This is a genomic window from Bradyrhizobium sp. USDA 4473, from assembly GCF_054063335.1.
On the sequence record NZ_JBSSGE010000001.1, the window covers coordinates 7,953,901 to 7,967,663 of the forward strand.

Annotated in this window: 14 protein-coding genes; 8 read left to right on the forward strand and 6 right to left on the reverse strand. The window is 65.4% G+C overall.

Translation table 11 applies throughout. The features are described 5' to 3' along the window. The first annotated feature begins 105 nt into the window (after window positions 1-105). The 7 genes from ACVW17_RS37265 to ACVW17_RS37295 all read left to right on the forward strand — a co-directional run bounded on the left by ACVW17_RS37265 (window position 106) and on the right by ACVW17_RS37295 (window position 8,434). Window positions 106-1,443, forward strand: a complete 1,338-nt coding sequence (locus tag ACVW17_RS37265) for an MFS transporter (protein WP_456798851.1) — start codon at window positions 106-108, stop codon at window positions 1,441-1,443. Between the two features lie 236 nt (window positions 1,444-1,679). Further along, window positions 1,680-2,585: a LysR substrate-binding domain-containing protein gene (locus ACVW17_RS37270; protein WP_456749755.1), complete on the forward strand. Its 906-nt coding sequence runs from the start codon at window positions 1,680-1,682 to the stop codon at window positions 2,583-2,585. A 124-nt stretch (window positions 2,586-2,709) separates the two neighbouring features. Further along, on the forward strand, window positions 2,710-3,651 hold the full coding sequence (gene kdgD, locus ACVW17_RS37275) for a 5-dehydro-4-deoxyglucarate dehydratase (RefSeq protein WP_456749756.1): 942 nt from the start codon (window positions 2,710-2,712) through the stop codon (window positions 3,649-3,651). A gap of 31 nt (window positions 3,652-3,682) precedes the next feature. Beyond that, window positions 3,683-5,038 (forward strand): glucarate dehydratase, encoded by a 1,356-nt coding sequence (gudD, locus tag ACVW17_RS37280; protein ID WP_456749757.1) that lies wholly within the window; start codon window positions 3,683-3,685, stop codon window positions 5,036-5,038. Window positions 5,039-5,058: 20 nt separating this feature from the next. After that, a complete protein-coding gene (locus ACVW17_RS37285; RefSeq protein ID WP_456798852.1) occupies window positions 5,059-6,507 on the forward strand; it encodes an aldehyde dehydrogenase family protein in 1,449 nt (482 codons plus the stop codon). Between the two features lie 113 nt (window positions 6,508-6,620). After that, window positions 6,621-8,162, forward strand: coding sequence for a galactarate dehydratase (garD, locus tag ACVW17_RS37290; protein ID WP_456749759.1), 1,542 nt, complete (start codon window positions 6,621-6,623; stop codon window positions 8,160-8,162). Between the two features lie 98 nt (window positions 8,163-8,260). Then, a complete protein-coding gene (locus ACVW17_RS37295; RefSeq protein ID WP_456798853.1) occupies window positions 8,261-8,434 on the forward strand; it encodes a hypothetical protein in 174 nt (57 codons plus the stop codon). An 84-nt stretch (window positions 8,435-8,518) separates the two neighbouring features. Here ACVW17_RS37295 and ACVW17_RS37300 read toward each other — a convergent pair whose 3' ends face one another. Further along, entirely contained in the window at window positions 8,519-8,776 is a 258-nt protein-coding gene (locus ACVW17_RS37300) for a hypothetical protein (RefSeq protein ID WP_456749760.1), read from the reverse strand. A gap of 215 nt (window positions 8,777-8,991) precedes the next feature. Here ACVW17_RS37300 and ACVW17_RS37305 point away from each other — a divergent pair, with 215 nt between their 5' ends. After that, window positions 8,992-9,168, forward strand: coding sequence for a hypothetical protein (locus tag ACVW17_RS37305; protein WP_456749761.1), 177 nt, complete (start codon window positions 8,992-8,994; stop codon window positions 9,166-9,168). A 39-nt stretch (window positions 9,169-9,207) separates the two neighbouring features. Here ACVW17_RS37305 and ACVW17_RS37310 read toward each other — a convergent pair whose 3' ends face one another. Genes ACVW17_RS37310 through leuD form a run of 5 tightly spaced genes read right to left on the reverse strand, consistent with a single transcriptional unit; the run spans window position 9,208 to window position 13,763 of the window. Continuing rightward, entirely contained in the window at window positions 9,208-10,080 is an 873-nt protein-coding gene (locus ACVW17_RS37310; RefSeq protein WP_456749762.1) for an ABC transporter permease, read from the reverse strand. After that, a complete protein-coding gene (locus tag ACVW17_RS37315; protein ID WP_456749763.1) occupies window positions 10,077-10,910 on the reverse strand; it encodes an ABC transporter ATP-binding protein in 834 nt (277 codons plus the stop codon). Before ACVW17_RS37315 ends, ACVW17_RS37310 begins: the two co-directional genes overlap by 4 nt. Beyond that, window positions 10,907-11,968, reverse strand: coding sequence for an ABC transporter substrate-binding protein (locus ACVW17_RS37320; protein ID WP_456749764.1), 1,062 nt, complete (start codon window positions 11,966-11,968; stop codon window positions 10,907-10,909). Before ACVW17_RS37320 ends, ACVW17_RS37315 begins: the two co-directional genes overlap by 4 nt. Further along, a complete protein-coding gene (gene leuB, locus ACVW17_RS37325; protein WP_456749765.1) occupies window positions 11,968-13,101 on the reverse strand; it encodes a 3-isopropylmalate dehydrogenase in 1,134 nt (377 codons plus the stop codon). The genes ACVW17_RS37320 and leuB overlap by 1 nt, the downstream gene beginning before the upstream one ends. Then, the gene (leuD, locus tag ACVW17_RS37330) at window positions 13,098-13,763 is read right to left on the reverse strand and encodes a 3-isopropylmalate dehydratase small subunit (RefSeq protein ID WP_456749766.1); all 666 of its coding nucleotides are present in this window, start codon (window positions 13,761-13,763) and stop codon (window positions 13,098-13,100) included. Before leuD ends, leuB begins: the two co-directional genes overlap by 4 nt.

Here is a 13,763-nt window from a genome sequence, read left to right on the forward strand (position 1 = left end):
GGCCGATCCATTCAAAATCGGTATGGATCAATACCCGTTTCGGCTTGGACCCATTGTCGTCACCTCTCTAGGACAGACCCCGAGGAAATTTCCAAGGAGGCGCGAATGAGCGCAATTGTGTCCGCCACCGACGTGCGGCGATCCCGCGTCCGGTTGTTGATCGTGACGATGCTGTTTCTCGTCACCACCGTGAACTATGCCGACCGCGCCACGCTCTCGATCGCCGGCCCCGCCCTCTCCAAGGAACTGCATCTCGATCCCGTCGCGATGGGCTACGTGTTCTCGGCGTTCGGCTGGTCCTATGTGATCGCCCAGGTGCCGTGCGGCTGGCTGCTCGACCGCTTCGGCTCCAAATGGGTCTATGCCATCGGCATCATCGTCTGGTCGATCTTCACCGCGATGCAGGGCCTGGTCGGGTTCCTCTCCGCCGGCGCGGCCGTGGTGCTGCTGTTCGGTCTGCGCTTCCTGGTCGGCATCGCCGAGGCGCCGTCGTTTCCGGCCAATGCCCGCATCGTCGCCTCCTGGTTCCCCGGCAATGAGCGCGGCACCGCATCGGCCTTCTTCAATTCCGGGCAGTATTTCGCCACCGTGATCTTCGCGCCGCTGATGGGCTGGATCGCGCACACATATGGCTGGAGCCACGTCTTCTACGTGATGGGTGGGCTCGGCATCGTCATGGGAATCGTCTGGATCAAGACGATCTACGAGCCGAAGGACCATCCCGGGATCAACGAGGCCGAATTCGACTACATCAAAGCGGGTGGCGCGCTGGTCGACATGGATGCGGCGAAGGCCGGCAAGACGCAGGACTCCGGCCCGAGCTGGGACCACATCCGCCAACTGCTCGCCAACCGCATGATGCTCGGCGTCTATATCGGCCAGTACTGCATCAACACCCTGACCTACTTCTTCCTGACCTGGTTCCCGGTCTATCTGGTGAAGGAGCGCGGGCTCTCGATCCTGCAGGCCGGTTTCGTCGCGACATTGCCGGCGCTGTGCGGCTTCGTCGGCGGCGTGCTCGGCGGCGTGATCTCGGACTACCTGCTGCGCCGCACCGGCTCGCTGACCATGGCGCGCAAGATCCCGATCGTCGGCGGCATGTTGCTGTCGATGGCGATCATCGCCTGCAACTACGTCGACAGCCAGGCGCTGGTGGTCGGCTTCATGGCGCTCGCCTTCTTCGGCAAGGGCATCGGCGCGCTCGGCTGGGCCGTGGTCTCCGACACCTCGCCGAAGGAAGCCGGCGGCGTCTCCGGCGGCTTGTTCAACACCTTCGGCAATCTGTCCTCGATCACCACGCCGATCATCATCGGCTACATCCTCGCCGCCACCGGCTCGTTCAACGGCGCGCTGGTGTTCGTCGGCGCCAACGCGCTGGTCGCGGCGATCGCCTACCTGTTCATCGTCGGCGAGATCAAGCGGGTGCAGCTGAAGGCGGCCTGAGCAAGGCCGCCCATGTCTATCGCCCCGTCATTGCGAGGAGCGACAGCGACGAAGCAATCCATGCTTCGGCATATGCCGCGCGATGGATTGCTTCGCTTCGCTCACAATGACGGGGATGGAGTTCGGCACAAACCCAAAACGGCGGCTTCGGCCGCCGTCTTTGTCTTCTTGGCCAGTGGGAGGCATCGATGCTAGAACGGACAAATCCTAAGGCGATCCATTCCAGGCTAGCATCGATGTTCGACCTGAACCAGCTCCGCTGTTTCGTCACGGTGGCCGAGGAGTTGCACTTCGGCCGCGCCGCCACGCGGCTCAACATGACGCAGCCGCCGCTGAGCCGGCAGATCCAGGTGCTGGAACACATCATCGACGCGCCGCTCCTGGAGCGCACCAGCCGCTCGGTGCGGCTGACGCCGGCAGGCCGCAGCTTCCTGCCGGAGGCGCGGCGGATCCTCAAGCTCGCCGAGTCGGCCTCGCAGGTCGCCCGCCGCATCGCGCTCGGCAAGACCGGCTCGCTCAAGATCGGCTTCACGGCGGCGGCCGCCTACGGCTTCCTGCCCGATTTGATCGCAGCCGCCCGCTCCCGCCTGCCCGAGGTGGATTTCTCGCTGAAGGAGATGGTCTCCGGCGAACAGTTCGAGGCGCTCACGACAGGCCAGATCGATGTCGGCCTGCTGCGTCCGCCGATCGCACGGCCGGAATTCGCCAGCCGCCGCGTCGTGGCCGAGCCGCTGCTCGCCGCGATCCCGAAGAAGCATCCGCTGGCCGCAGCCGAGGCCGTCAGCATCAAGGATTTCGACGACCAGCCCTTCGTGATGTATTCGCCCTACGAGGCGCGCTACTTCCACGATCTCCTGGTGTCGATGTTCACGCGCGCCGACGTGCTGCCGCGCTATGTGCAGCATCTCAGCCAGATCCACTCGATCCTCGCCATGGTGCGCGCCGGGCTCGGCATCGCGATCGTGCCGGAGGCCGCCGCCAGCCTAAAGATATCTGATGTTCGATTGAAGCCGCTGAAGCTGCGCACGCCGGTCCCGGTCGAGTTGTTCATGGTGTGGCGGCGCGATCACGAGAACCAGCTGCTGCCGTCCCTGATCGAGATCGCAACCGAAATCGCAGCGCCGCAGCTGCGCGGAGATTGATGCAGAGTTGGCATCGCTCGATACCGCGTTTGGCTTGGACGCGCATCGAACCATTCCCTAGAAACCCGGCCATGGACGCGCGCTGCTCGCGCATCCTTCCCAACATCATTCAAGGAGTGGCGCCATGAGCAAGATGACCCCGCAGGAGATGGCCGCGAGAATCGGCAGCGGCCTCCTGTCTTTCCCCGTGACCCCGTTCAAGCCTGACACTTCGTTCGACGAGGCGACCTACCGCGCCAACATGGATTGGCTGTGCGGCTATGACGTCGCCGGCCTGTTCGCCGCCGGCGGCACCGGCGAATTCTTCTCGCTGACCCCGGCTGAAGTGCCAGAGGTCGTGAAGATCGCCGTCGACGAGACCAAGGGCCGTGTTCCCGTGCTGGCCGGCACGGGCTACGGCACCGCGATCGCGCGCGAGATCGCTGTTGGCGCGGAACAGGCCGGCGCCGACGGCCTCTTGCTGCTGCCACCCTATCTCACCCATGCCGAGCAGGACGGCCTCGCCGCGCATGTCGAGGCTATCTGTTCATCAGTCAAGATCGGCGTCATCGTCTACAATCGCGACAATGCGATCCTGCAGCCGGATACGCTGGCCCGCCTCTGCGAGCGCTGCCCGAACCTCGTCGGCTACAAGGACGGCATCGGCGACATCGAGCTGATGACCCGGGTCTACACCAGGCTCGGCGACCGCCTGACCTATATCGGCGGCCTGCCGACCGCGGAAACCTTCGCGCTGCCCTATCTCGACATGGGCGTGACCACCTATTCGTCGGCGGTGTTCAACTTCGTGCCGGAATTCGCCACCAAGTTCTACGCCGCGGTGCGCCGGCGCGATCATCAGACCGTCCATGCAGGACTGAAGGATTTCATCCTGCCGCTGATCGCGATACGCAACCGCAAGAAGGGCTATGCGGTGTCGATCATCAAGGCCGGCATGAAGGTGATCGGCCGCGATTCCGGCCCGGTGCGCCCGCCGCTCACCGATCTCACCGCGCAGGAGATCGCCGAGCTCGCGGCGCTGGTGGCGAAGCTGCCGCAGGCCGCGACCCGGCAGGCGGCGGAATAAGCCGAACGGCAAGGCACGAAGGGAGGAGCAGATGATTCAAGACGCGATCCGCACCGGCTTTGCCGGCGCCCCCGTGATCACGGCGATGGAGGTGATCCCGGTCGCCGGCCGCGACGGCATGCTCCTCAATCTGAGCGGCGCACACGCACCGTTCTTCACCCGCAACCTCGTCATCCTCACCGACAACTCCGGCCATACCGGCGTCGGCGAGGTGCCGGGCGGCGAGAAGATCAAGAAAACCCTGGAGGACGCGCGCGACCTCGTGGTCGGCCAGACCATCGGAGCGTGCAACAACATCCTGGCCTCGATGCGCCGGGCCTTCGCCGATCGCGACGCCGGCGGCCGCGGCAAGCAGACCTTCGACCTGCGCGTCACCATCCACGCGGTCACCGCGGTGGAATCAGCGCTGCTCGATCTGCTCGGCCAGCATCTCAACCTCCCGGTCGCAGCGCTGCTCGGCGAAGGCCAGCAGCGCAATGAAGTCGAGACGCTCGGCTATCTCTTCTTCGTCGGCGATCGCAAGAAGACCAGCCTTCCTTACGTCGAGGGCGAGACCGGCAAGCCCGACTGGTTCAATCTGCGCCATCAGGTGGCGATGACGCCGGACGCGATCGTGCGCCTCGCCGAAGCCACGCAGGCGCATTACGGCTTCGCCGATTTCAAGCTGAAGGGCGGCGTACTCGCGGGCGAAGCCGAGATCGAAGCCGTCGCCGCGATTGCCAAGCGTTTCCCCAAGGCGCGCGTCACGCTCGACCCGAACGGCGCCTGGTCGCTCGACGAGGCGATCCGACTGTGCGGCAACATGCATGGCGTGCTCGCTTATGCCGAGGATCCCTGCGGCGCCGAAGCCGGATTCTCCGGCCGCGAGATCATGGCCGAGTTCCGCCGCGCCACGGGGCTGCCGACCGCGACCAACATGATCGCGACCGACTGGCGCCAGCTCTCTCACGCGCTGCGGCTCGGGGCGGTCGACATTCCGCTCGCCGATCCGCATTTCTGGACCATGCAGGGCTCGGTGCGGGTGGCGCAGACCTGCCGCGACAACGGCCTGACCTGGGGCTCGCACTCCAACAATCATTTCGATATTTCGCTGGCGATGTTCACCCATGTCGGTGCCGCCGCGCCGGGCAAGGTGACCGCGATCGATACCCACTGGATCTGGCAGGACGGCCAGGCGTTGACGCGGGAGCCGCTAGAGATCAAGGGCGGCAAGATCGCGATCCCGGACCGGCCGGGCCTCGGCATCGAGCTCGATCGCGGTGCCATTGAGGCGGCGAACGCGCTATACAAGCAGCATGGTCTCGGCGCCCGCGACGACGCGCTGGCCATGCAGTTCCTGATCCCGGGCTGGACCTTCGACGACAAGCGTCCCTGCCTCGTGCGCTAACAAGAAAGTTGGAGAGAAACATGACCGCTCACCAGAAGAACTTCATCGCCGGCGAATGGGTCGACGGAACCAGCATTACGCGGGACATCAATCCCTCCAACACCAAGGACGTGGTCGGCGAATACGCCAGAGCCGACAGGGCGCAGACCGAAAAGGCGATCGCCGCGGCGAAGGCCGCCTTCCCGGCCTGGGCGCGCTCGACCCCGCAGGAGCGCTTTGACGCGCTGACCAGGATCTCGGTCGAAATCCTCGCCCGCAAGGAAGAGCTCGGCCGCCTGCTGGCGCGCGAGGAAGGCAAGACGCTCCCCGAGGGCATCGGCGAGGTGGCGCGCGCCGGACAGATCTTTGCGTTCTTCGCCGGCGAGGCGCTCCGGCTGATGGGCGAGAAGGGCGCGTCGGTGCGTCCCGGTCTCGATGTCGAGATCACCCGCGAGCCGGTCGGCGTCGTCGGCATGATCACGCCGTGGAATTTTCCGATCGCGATCCCGGCCTGGAAGATCGCGCCGGCGCTGTGCTACGGCAACACGGTCGTGTTCAAGCCGGCCGAGCTGGTGCCGGGCTCCGCGCACGCGCTGTCCGAGATCATCGCCCGCTCCGGCATTCCCGCCGGCGTGTTCAACCTCGTGATCGGCTCGGGCTCCGTGGTCGGCCAGACCCTGCTGGACCATCCCGATGTCGCCGCGATCTCCTTCACCGGCTCGGTGCAGACCGGCCGCAAGATCGCGCAGGCCTGCGTGCTCTCCAACCCGATGAAGAAGTTCCAGCTCGAGATGGGAGGCAAGAATCCGCTGGTCGTGCTCGACGACGCCGACGTCAAGGTCGCGGTCGAAGTCGCCGTCAACGGCGCCTATTTCTCGACCGGCCAGCGCTGCACGGCGTCCTCGCGCCTGATCGTCACCGCAGGCATTCATGACCGCTTCGTCGATGCGATGACCGAGCGCATGAAGGGGCTTTCGGTGGATGACGCGCTGAAGAGCGGCGTGCATGTCGGCCCGGTGGTCGACCAGAGCCAGCTCGATCAGGATCTGCGCTACATCAAGATCGGCCAGGACGAAGGCGCCCGCCTGCATTGGGGCGGCGAGTTGCTGAACCGCGAGACGCCCGGCTTCTATCTGCAACCCGCATTGTTCACCGGGGCGACCAACCAGATGCGGATCGCCCGCGAGGAGATCTTCGGCCCTGTCGCCTGCGTGATCCGCGCCAAGGATTATGAGGAGGCGCTGGCGATCTCCAACGACACCGAGTTCGGCCTTGCGTCTGGCATCTGCACTACAAACCTGAAATACGCCTCGCATTACAAGCGCAACAGCGAGGCCGGCATGGTGATGGTCAATTTGCCGACCGCCGGCGTCGACTATCACGTGCCGTTCGGCGGCCGCAAAGGCTCGAGCTACGGCGCGCGCGAACAGGGCTCCTATGCCCGCGAGTTCTACACCACGGTGAAGACGGCCTACACCTATCCGGGTTGAGATCGCAGGATGGGTAGAGCGCAGCGAAACCCATCGACTTTCTGCAAGGCGCAATGATGGGTTTCGCTACGCTCTACCCATCGTACAAAGTTTACAAAATAGCGGGAGCCCCCATGGACCAGTCGATCGGCGCGCAGGAGCAGCCCCGCTACATCAAGCTCAACGAACGCGACAATGTCGCGATCGTCGTGAATGATTTCGGCCTGCCCGCAGGCTCCCGCTTCGCCTCGGGCCTGACCTTGCGCGCCTTCGTGCCGCAGGGCCACAAGACCGCGCTGCAAGACATCGCCGAGGGCGCGCCGATCATCCGCTACGGCGAGGTGATCGGCCATGCGATCTCGCCGATCCTGGCCGGCGAATGGGTCGACGAAGCGCGCATCCGCATGCCGGACGCGCCGCCGCTCGATCAGCTCGAGATCGCAACCGCGGTGCCGCCGGCGCTGCCGCCGCTCGAAGGCTTTACCTTCGAGGGCTTTCGCAATCCCGACGGCTCGGTCGGCACCAAGAACATCCTCGGCATCTCCTCCTCGGTACAATGCGTCAAGGGCACGATGGAATATGCGGTGAAGCGCATCCGCGCCGAGCTGCTGCCGAAATATCCCAATGTCGACGACGTCGTGCCGCTGACCCATGCCTATGGCTGCGGCGTCGCGATCACAGCACCCGATGCCGTGGTGCCGATCCGCACCTTGCAGAACCTCGCGCTCAATCCGAATTTCGGCGGCGAGATCCTGGTCATCGGCCTCGGCTGCGAGAAGCTCGCGCCGGAACGGCTGGTGCCGGAGGGCGTCGGCGATGCCATCGTGCGGATGCAGGACGAAGCCTTCGACGGCTTCGGCGCCATCGTCGAGGCGATCATGACCCAGGCCGAGGCGCGGCTGAAGGTGCTCAACGCCCGCACCCGCGAGACCTGCCCGGCCGCCGATCTCGTGATCGGCCTGCAATGCGGCGGCAGCGATGCGTTCTCCGGCGTCACTGCCAACCCTGCGGTCGGCTTCGCGGCGGACCTGCTGGTGCGCGCCGGCGCGACCGTGATGTTCTCGGAAGTCACCGAGGTGCGCGACGCGATCCAGCTGCTGACGCGCCGCGCCGTCAACGAGGATGTCGGCCGCGCGCTGATCCGCGAGATGGCATGGTACGACGCCTATCTCGCCCGCGGCGGCGCCGACCGCAGCGCCAACACCACGCCGGGCAACAAGAAGGGCGGGCTTGCCAACATCGTCGAGAAATCCCTGGGCTCGATCGTCAAGTCGGGCTCCGGCCCGATCGCGGGCGTGCTGTCGCCCGGCGAAAAGGCGCGGCAGAAGGGCATGCTGTTTGCGGCGACGCCTGCCAGCGACTTCATCTGCGGCACCTTGCAGCTCGCCTCCGGCATGACCTTGCAGGTGTTCACCACCGGCCGCGGCACGCCCTATGGCCTCGCCGCCGCCCCAGTCATCAAGGTCGCGACCCGCAGCGAGCTGGCGCGGCGCTGGAAGGACCTGATCGATTTCGACGCCGGCTGCATCGCGACCGGCGAGAAGACCATCGAGGAAACCGGCTGGGACCTGTTCCGCCTGATCCTCGACGTCGCGAGCGGACGGACCAAGCCGTGGTCGGACAGGTGGGGCATCCACAACGATCTGACGCTGTTCAATCCCGCACCGGTGACCTGAGGCACGCTCGGAAGGCGAATTAACCGTCCGTTAGCCACGCCTCCAGAGGCCGGGGAACGCCACAATTCGATTCAAATTGTCTGGGCATGGAGGCAACCATGAGCCGGACAATTGACCATCTCAAGGATGAAGCCGACCGAGCCGAGCGTCTGGCGCGCACGGCTATGGATCCGCTGACCGTTGAGCGATTGCGCGCATTCGCTGCGGAATGCCGCAGCCGCATCGCCAGCGAACGCCGGGAGGATCGAACGACCGTGCTGTCCGCGAGCTAGACCTCTCACCAGGACAGGAAAAAATCCGCCGCGACGAGGTCGACGGCGGATTTTCATCTTCGTTCCGAATCGGTCCGATCGTCGTCAGTCGTCGTCGTGATGAATGACGGTCTTGCTGCGGTTACCGAACTCGTCCTGCTTCTTGATGACGGTGGTGCGGTCACTGCGCGGCTCGCGCTCCTTGATCACGGTGGTGCGGTCACGATCGCGGTCCCGATACTCGGGCGCCTGGCCGACGGTCACGCCGGCGCCGACGGGACCTGCACGAACACCGATTTCATCGGCGAGCGCGGGCCATGCGATGGCGGTCACCATGGCCGCGGCGAACAGATATTTCCTCATGATGTCTCTCCTCCTCCAGTTGCGACGAGAGACGAACGCCGGGTGCGACATAGTGTTCCTACGTCGGTGCTGCCGCAGATGCTCACGTCGGTGCGGATTTTGGCGCAGGGAACTCTGCTGAACAGGCGTTCACCTGTGTGGCGAAATGCTCATAGTTCCCCACGTTGAATTGACGGATTTGCTGTCCCACGTCGTTATCAACAGGAGGACATTCCATGAAGCAATCGCAGCAATTCCTCAACAATGCGGAGAACTGCGCGCAGCTTGCCGAGCGCGCCGCCGACGATCCGACCTACAACCGCTTCAAGCGCATGGAGGCGGCCTGGCGGGCGCTCGCCAAGGAGCAGGATTGGCTCGACGGCGAGACCTCGCCGTCGGAAACCGCAGCGTGAATGAAGGCCCGTGGCGGCAGACACCGCCGCGGGCCTCTGCTATTCGGCGCTGCGCTGCCGCTGCCAGCGCAACAGATAGGCCTGCAGCCGCCAGATCATCGCCGACAGCACGACGCCGACCAGCATCAGCACCACCACCGCGACCATCATCCCCGAGGCTTCGCCGCGCGCCTCGGACTCGATGATCAGCCGGCCGATACCGCGCTCGGCGCCGATGAACTCGCCGACGATCACGCCGATCAGCGCAAACGAGATCGCCGGCGTCAGCGAGGCGAACACCCAGGCCATGGTCGAGGGGATCACCACGGTGCGGGTGATTTGCCACTCGCTGGCGCCGAGCAGCCGCGCGGCATTTGTAAAACCCTCGTCGATCGAGCGCGCGCCCTCGAAGGTGTTGAAGAACACCAGGAACACGACGACGATCCAGGAGGTCACGATCTTCGACATGTCGCCGATCCCGAACGCCAGCACGATGATCGGCGCCAGCGCGATCCGCGGGATCGAATTCACCGCGGTGATGAAGGGCTGAAAGATCGCGCTGAGCCGGTCGGATCGCCCGAGGATCAGCCCGGCAACGAAGCCGGAGACCACGCCGGTGACGAAGCCGAAGAAGGTGTTCTTCAGGGTGATCGCCGTCGCCGCCCAGAGATTGTTCTCGTTGCGCGCCAGGCATTTTGCGAAATCGCCATTGAACCAGCCGTTGAAGACGCCGAGCTTCGAGGTCAGGCAACTCTGGATCAGGAAATTCTCGTAGATCATCGACGGCTTCGAGATGAAATACGGATCGAGCAGATCCGGCACCAGCCACGGCAATTTGCCGCGCAGGTCGTAACCCCATTGCCAGACCGACAGCACAATGGCGCAGATCAGGACCTGCCAGCCGATGGTGCCGAGCGTGCCGTACCGTTTCATGCGCTACGGCCCTTGACGAATTCCTCGCCGAGCGAGTGCCAGATGTGCTGGAACAGCTCGGCATAATGCGGTGTCTCGCGCACCTTCACCGCATCGCGCGGACGCGGGAAATCGACCTCGAACATGTCCTTGATGCGACCCGGCCGCGCCGAGAACAGGATGATGCGGTCGGCCAGGGTCAGCGCCTCGCCGAGATCGTGGGTCACGAACAGCACGGTCTGCTGCTCGCGCTCCCAGATCCGCAGCAGCACCTCGTGCATGTCGATCTTGGTGTGGGTGTCGAGCGCGCCGAACGGCTCGTCCATCAGCAGGATTTGCGGCTCGACGATCAGGGTCCGCATCAGCGCCGCGCGCTGCCGCATGCCGCCCGACAGCGCCGACGGATAGGCGTTCTCGAATCCCTTCAAGCCGGCCTGCGCGACGCATTCGGCGATGCGCTCTTTCCGTTCGTGCGCCGGCACGCCGGACAACTCCAAGCCGTAGCCGATATTGTCGCCGACGGTCCGCCACGGAAACAACGTGTCACGCTGGAAGACATAGCCGACATCCGGCGTCGCCCTGCCGGGGACGACGCGCTTGCCGTCGATCAGGATTTCGCCGCCGCTCGGGCGAATCAGCGAGGCGATCATGTTGAGCACGGTGCTCTTGCCCGAGCCCGACGGCCCGAGCAGCGCGACGAACTCGCCGCGGCGCACGCCGAACGTCACGTCGCGCACCGCCTCGATGGTGGTCTTGGCAAGCTGGAACGACTTGCTCAGCCCCTGGACCTCGACGCGGCGCTCGGCCGCGGCGCGCGGCGACACGGGTGCGCTCGTCTCGAGCGCGCTCAACCCGGATAGGCCTTTCGTGCCGCTTCGATCAGGTTGGAGTTGACCACGTCGGCGATCTTGAGCGGCTTGATGCCGGTCATCTCGCGGAACCAGACCTTCTCGCCGCGCGCGAAGCTCGCCGCGTCGACAATGCCCTCATAGTCCGCGACCTTCTGGATCGCCGTGATCTCCAGCAGATTGGCGTCGCGCGAGGTGCTGCCGACATAGGGCTCGATCGCCTCATAGACCTCCGCCGGCTTGTGCGCCTTGATCCATTGCGAGGCGCGCCACAGCGCGGTGACATAGGCCTGCATCTTGGCCGGGTCCTTGTCGATGGTGGCCTGCAGGGTGAAATGGGCCGTCACCGGCACCTTGCCGCCGATATGCTTATTCCAGATCGCCTCGTCGGTGCCGTCGAACAGCAGTTCGCCCCAGCCCTGCTGCTGCGCCTCGTTCAGCAGCGACAGCGAAGAGACCAGGATGTCGACCTGCTTCGACTTCAGCGACCCCAGCATGGTGTCGACATTGCCGGTGCCGATCCAGGTCACCTTGTCGTCGAGCCCCATGGTTTCCATGTAGTAGGACGCCCAGACATGGTTGGTGCCGCCGAGCGAGGACACCGAGACGATCGGCTTGCGGCCGTCGGGCCGCTTCCATTGCGCGAACGCTTCCAGCGTGTTGATGCCCTGGTCCTTCAGGTCCTTGCGCAGGATGAACATCACCGAGTTCGACCGTGTGTCGACCGGCAGCAGCACGCGTGCGGCGCGGCCGTGATTGGTCAGCTGCATCGGATGGGTGACGTCGCCGATGCCGATGTCGCCCTGCGACGAGGCGATGATCTCGCGGGTCTTCACGCCGCTGCCGCCCTGCACCAGCTTGCAGTCGAGCCCGGCCTCCTTGAAGAAGCCGATGCGGTCGGCCACGAACTGCGTCTGATAGACCGGCACCGCGACCGGATAGATCGCCCGTCCCGCGGCCGCCTGTGCCCATGCCCGCCCCGTCGCCAGCGCCGCGCCACCCGCGGCGATCACCGTCAGGGCCGATCGCCGCGAAATGTTGGGCATGGCGACATCTGCCATCAGGCGTGCTCCCTGGCCGAGATCTTGTCGAGCGCGCTGAGCACCGCATCGCCCATCTGGACGGTCGACAGCTTCTTCGCGCCAGCCTCAGCAATGTCGGCGGTCCGCGCGCCGGAAGCAAGCGCGGTCTGCACCGCCTGCTCCAGCAGGTCGGCATCCTCGGGCCGGTTCAAGGTCAACCGCAGCAGCATCGCGACGCTGAGGATCGAGCCGAGCGGATTGGCGATGCCCTTGCCCGCGATATCGGGCGCGCTGCCATGCACCGGCTCGTACAGTGCCTTGCGCCGGCCGAAGCGATCGACCGGGCCGAGCGAGGCCGACGGCAGCATGCCGAGCGAGCCCGAGGCCATCGCCGCGCAATCCGACAGGATGTCACCGAAGATGTTGCCGGTCACCATCACGTCGAACTGGCGCGGCTCGCGCACAATCTGCATCGCGGCATTGTCGACATAGAGGTGGGTGAGCTCGACGTCGGAGAACTCCTCCTTGTGCAGCCTGATCACCTCTTCGCGCCACACCACGCTGGTCTCCAGCACATTGGCCTTGTCGACCGAGCAGACCTTGTTGCGCCGGGTCCGCGCCAGCTCGAACGCCGAGCGCGCCACGCGGCGGACCTGGTTGGTGGTGTATTGCTCGGTGTTGAAGCCGCGGCGCTGGCCGTCGGGCAAGGTCTCGATGCCGCGCGGCTCGCCGAAATAGATGCCGCTGGTCAATTCGCGGATGATGACGAAGTCGACGCCGTCGAGCACTTCGGCTTTCAGCGGCGCCGATGCCGACAGCGCCGGGCTCGCCATGATCGGCCTTAAGTTAGCGTAGAGATCGTATTTGCTGCGCAGGCCTAGAAGGCTGCCGGCCTTGCGTGCCGCCGCCGGCACCTCGGTCGTTTCCGGCCCGCCGGTCGCGCCCCACAGGATGGCGTCGGCCTCGTCCATCGCTTCTGCCGTATCCTCGGGGAGCACCTTGCCGGTCGCCAGATACGGGATCAGGCCGTATTGCGCCTCGCGCAAGGTCATCGGCACGTTACGCTTCGCCGCGAACCAGTCGAGCACACGGCGCGACTGCGCGGTGACCTCGGGGCCGATGCCCTCGCCGCCGACCACGGCGACCTTGACCATGTTGGATTGCGTGCTCATGCGGATATCCCCGAAGCAGGTGTCCTTGTCGCAGGTGTCTTGGTCGAATGAATCCAGGGCCGCGCGGTGCGGTCGGAAGCCTGGAAGGCGTGGATCTCGTCGTCGCGCTGCAATGTCAGCGCCACCTCGTCGAGCCCCTTCAACAGTCCCTCGCGCCGCCGCGGGTCGATCTCGAACGAATACCGCGCACCCGAGGGCGAGACGATGGTTTGCGCCTCGAGGTCGATCGAGACCTTGCCCGCGCCCTGCGTCGCCTCGATATCGGCGGCGAGCTGATCGACCACCGCCTTGTCGAGGACAACAGGCAAAATTCCGTTCTGGAAGCAGTTGGCGAAGAAGATGTCGCCGAAGCCGGAGCCGATGATGGCGCGGATGCCGCGCTCCTGCAGCGACCACACCGCGCCCTCGCGCGACGAGCCGCAGCCGAAATTCGGTCCGGTCACCAGGATCTCCGCCTCCCGGTACGGCTCGCGGTTCAGGATGAACTCCGGATTCTCCGAGCCGTCGGGCAGATAGCGCAGCGAGCCGAATGCCCATTTGCCGAGCGTGCCGCGGATTCCATTTCCGACCAAACGCTCGATGCGGATGATCACGTCGGTATCGATATTGCTGCGCATGATCGGCGCAGCCGTTGCGGTGAGCTTGTCGAACGGCTTTGGCAT

Excerpts from the sequence above, each read along its gene's own strand:
- ACVW17_RS37265 (WP_456798851.1), top strand. The coding sequence starts at position 106 with ATGAGCGCAATTGTGTCCGCCACCGACGTGCGGCGATCCCGCGTCCGG.
- ACVW17_RS37270 (WP_456749755.1), top strand. The coding sequence starts at position 1,680 with ATGTTCGACCTGAACCAGCTCCGCTGTTTCGTCACGGTGGCCGAGGAG.
- kdgD (WP_456749756.1), top strand. The coding sequence starts at position 2,710 with ATGAGCAAGATGACCCCGCAGGAGATGGCCGCGAGAATCGGCAGCGGC.
- gudD (WP_456749757.1), top strand. The coding sequence starts at position 3,683 with ATGATTCAAGACGCGATCCGCACCGGCTTTGCCGGCGCCCCCGTGATC.
- ACVW17_RS37285 (WP_456798852.1), top strand. The coding sequence starts at position 5,059 with ATGACCGCTCACCAGAAGAACTTCATCGCCGGCGAATGGGTCGACGGA.
- garD (WP_456749759.1), top strand. The coding sequence starts at position 6,621 with ATGGACCAGTCGATCGGCGCGCAGGAGCAGCCCCGCTACATCAAGCTC.
- ACVW17_RS37295 (WP_456798853.1), top strand. The coding sequence starts at position 8,261 with ATGAGCCGGACAATTGACCATCTCAAGGATGAAGCCGACCGAGCCGAG.
- ACVW17_RS37300 (WP_456749760.1), bottom strand. The coding sequence starts at position 8,776 with ATGAGGAAATATCTGTTCGCCGCGGCCATGGTGACCGCCATCGCATGG.
- ACVW17_RS37305 (WP_456749761.1), top strand. The coding sequence starts at position 8,992 with ATGAAGCAATCGCAGCAATTCCTCAACAATGCGGAGAACTGCGCGCAG.
- ACVW17_RS37310 (WP_456749762.1), bottom strand. The coding sequence starts at position 10,080 with ATGAAACGGTACGGCACGCTCGGCACCATCGGCTGGCAGGTCCTGATC.
- ACVW17_RS37320 (WP_456749764.1), bottom strand. The coding sequence starts at position 11,968 with ATGGCAGATGTCGCCATGCCCAACATTTCGCGGCGATCGGCCCTGACG.
- leuB (WP_456749765.1), bottom strand. The coding sequence starts at position 13,101 with ATGAGCACGCAATCCAACATGGTCAAGGTCGCCGTGGTCGGCGGCGAG.
- leuD (WP_456749766.1), bottom strand. The coding sequence starts at position 13,763 with ATGCCAAAGCCGTTCGACAAGCTCACCGCAACGGCTGCGCCGATCATG.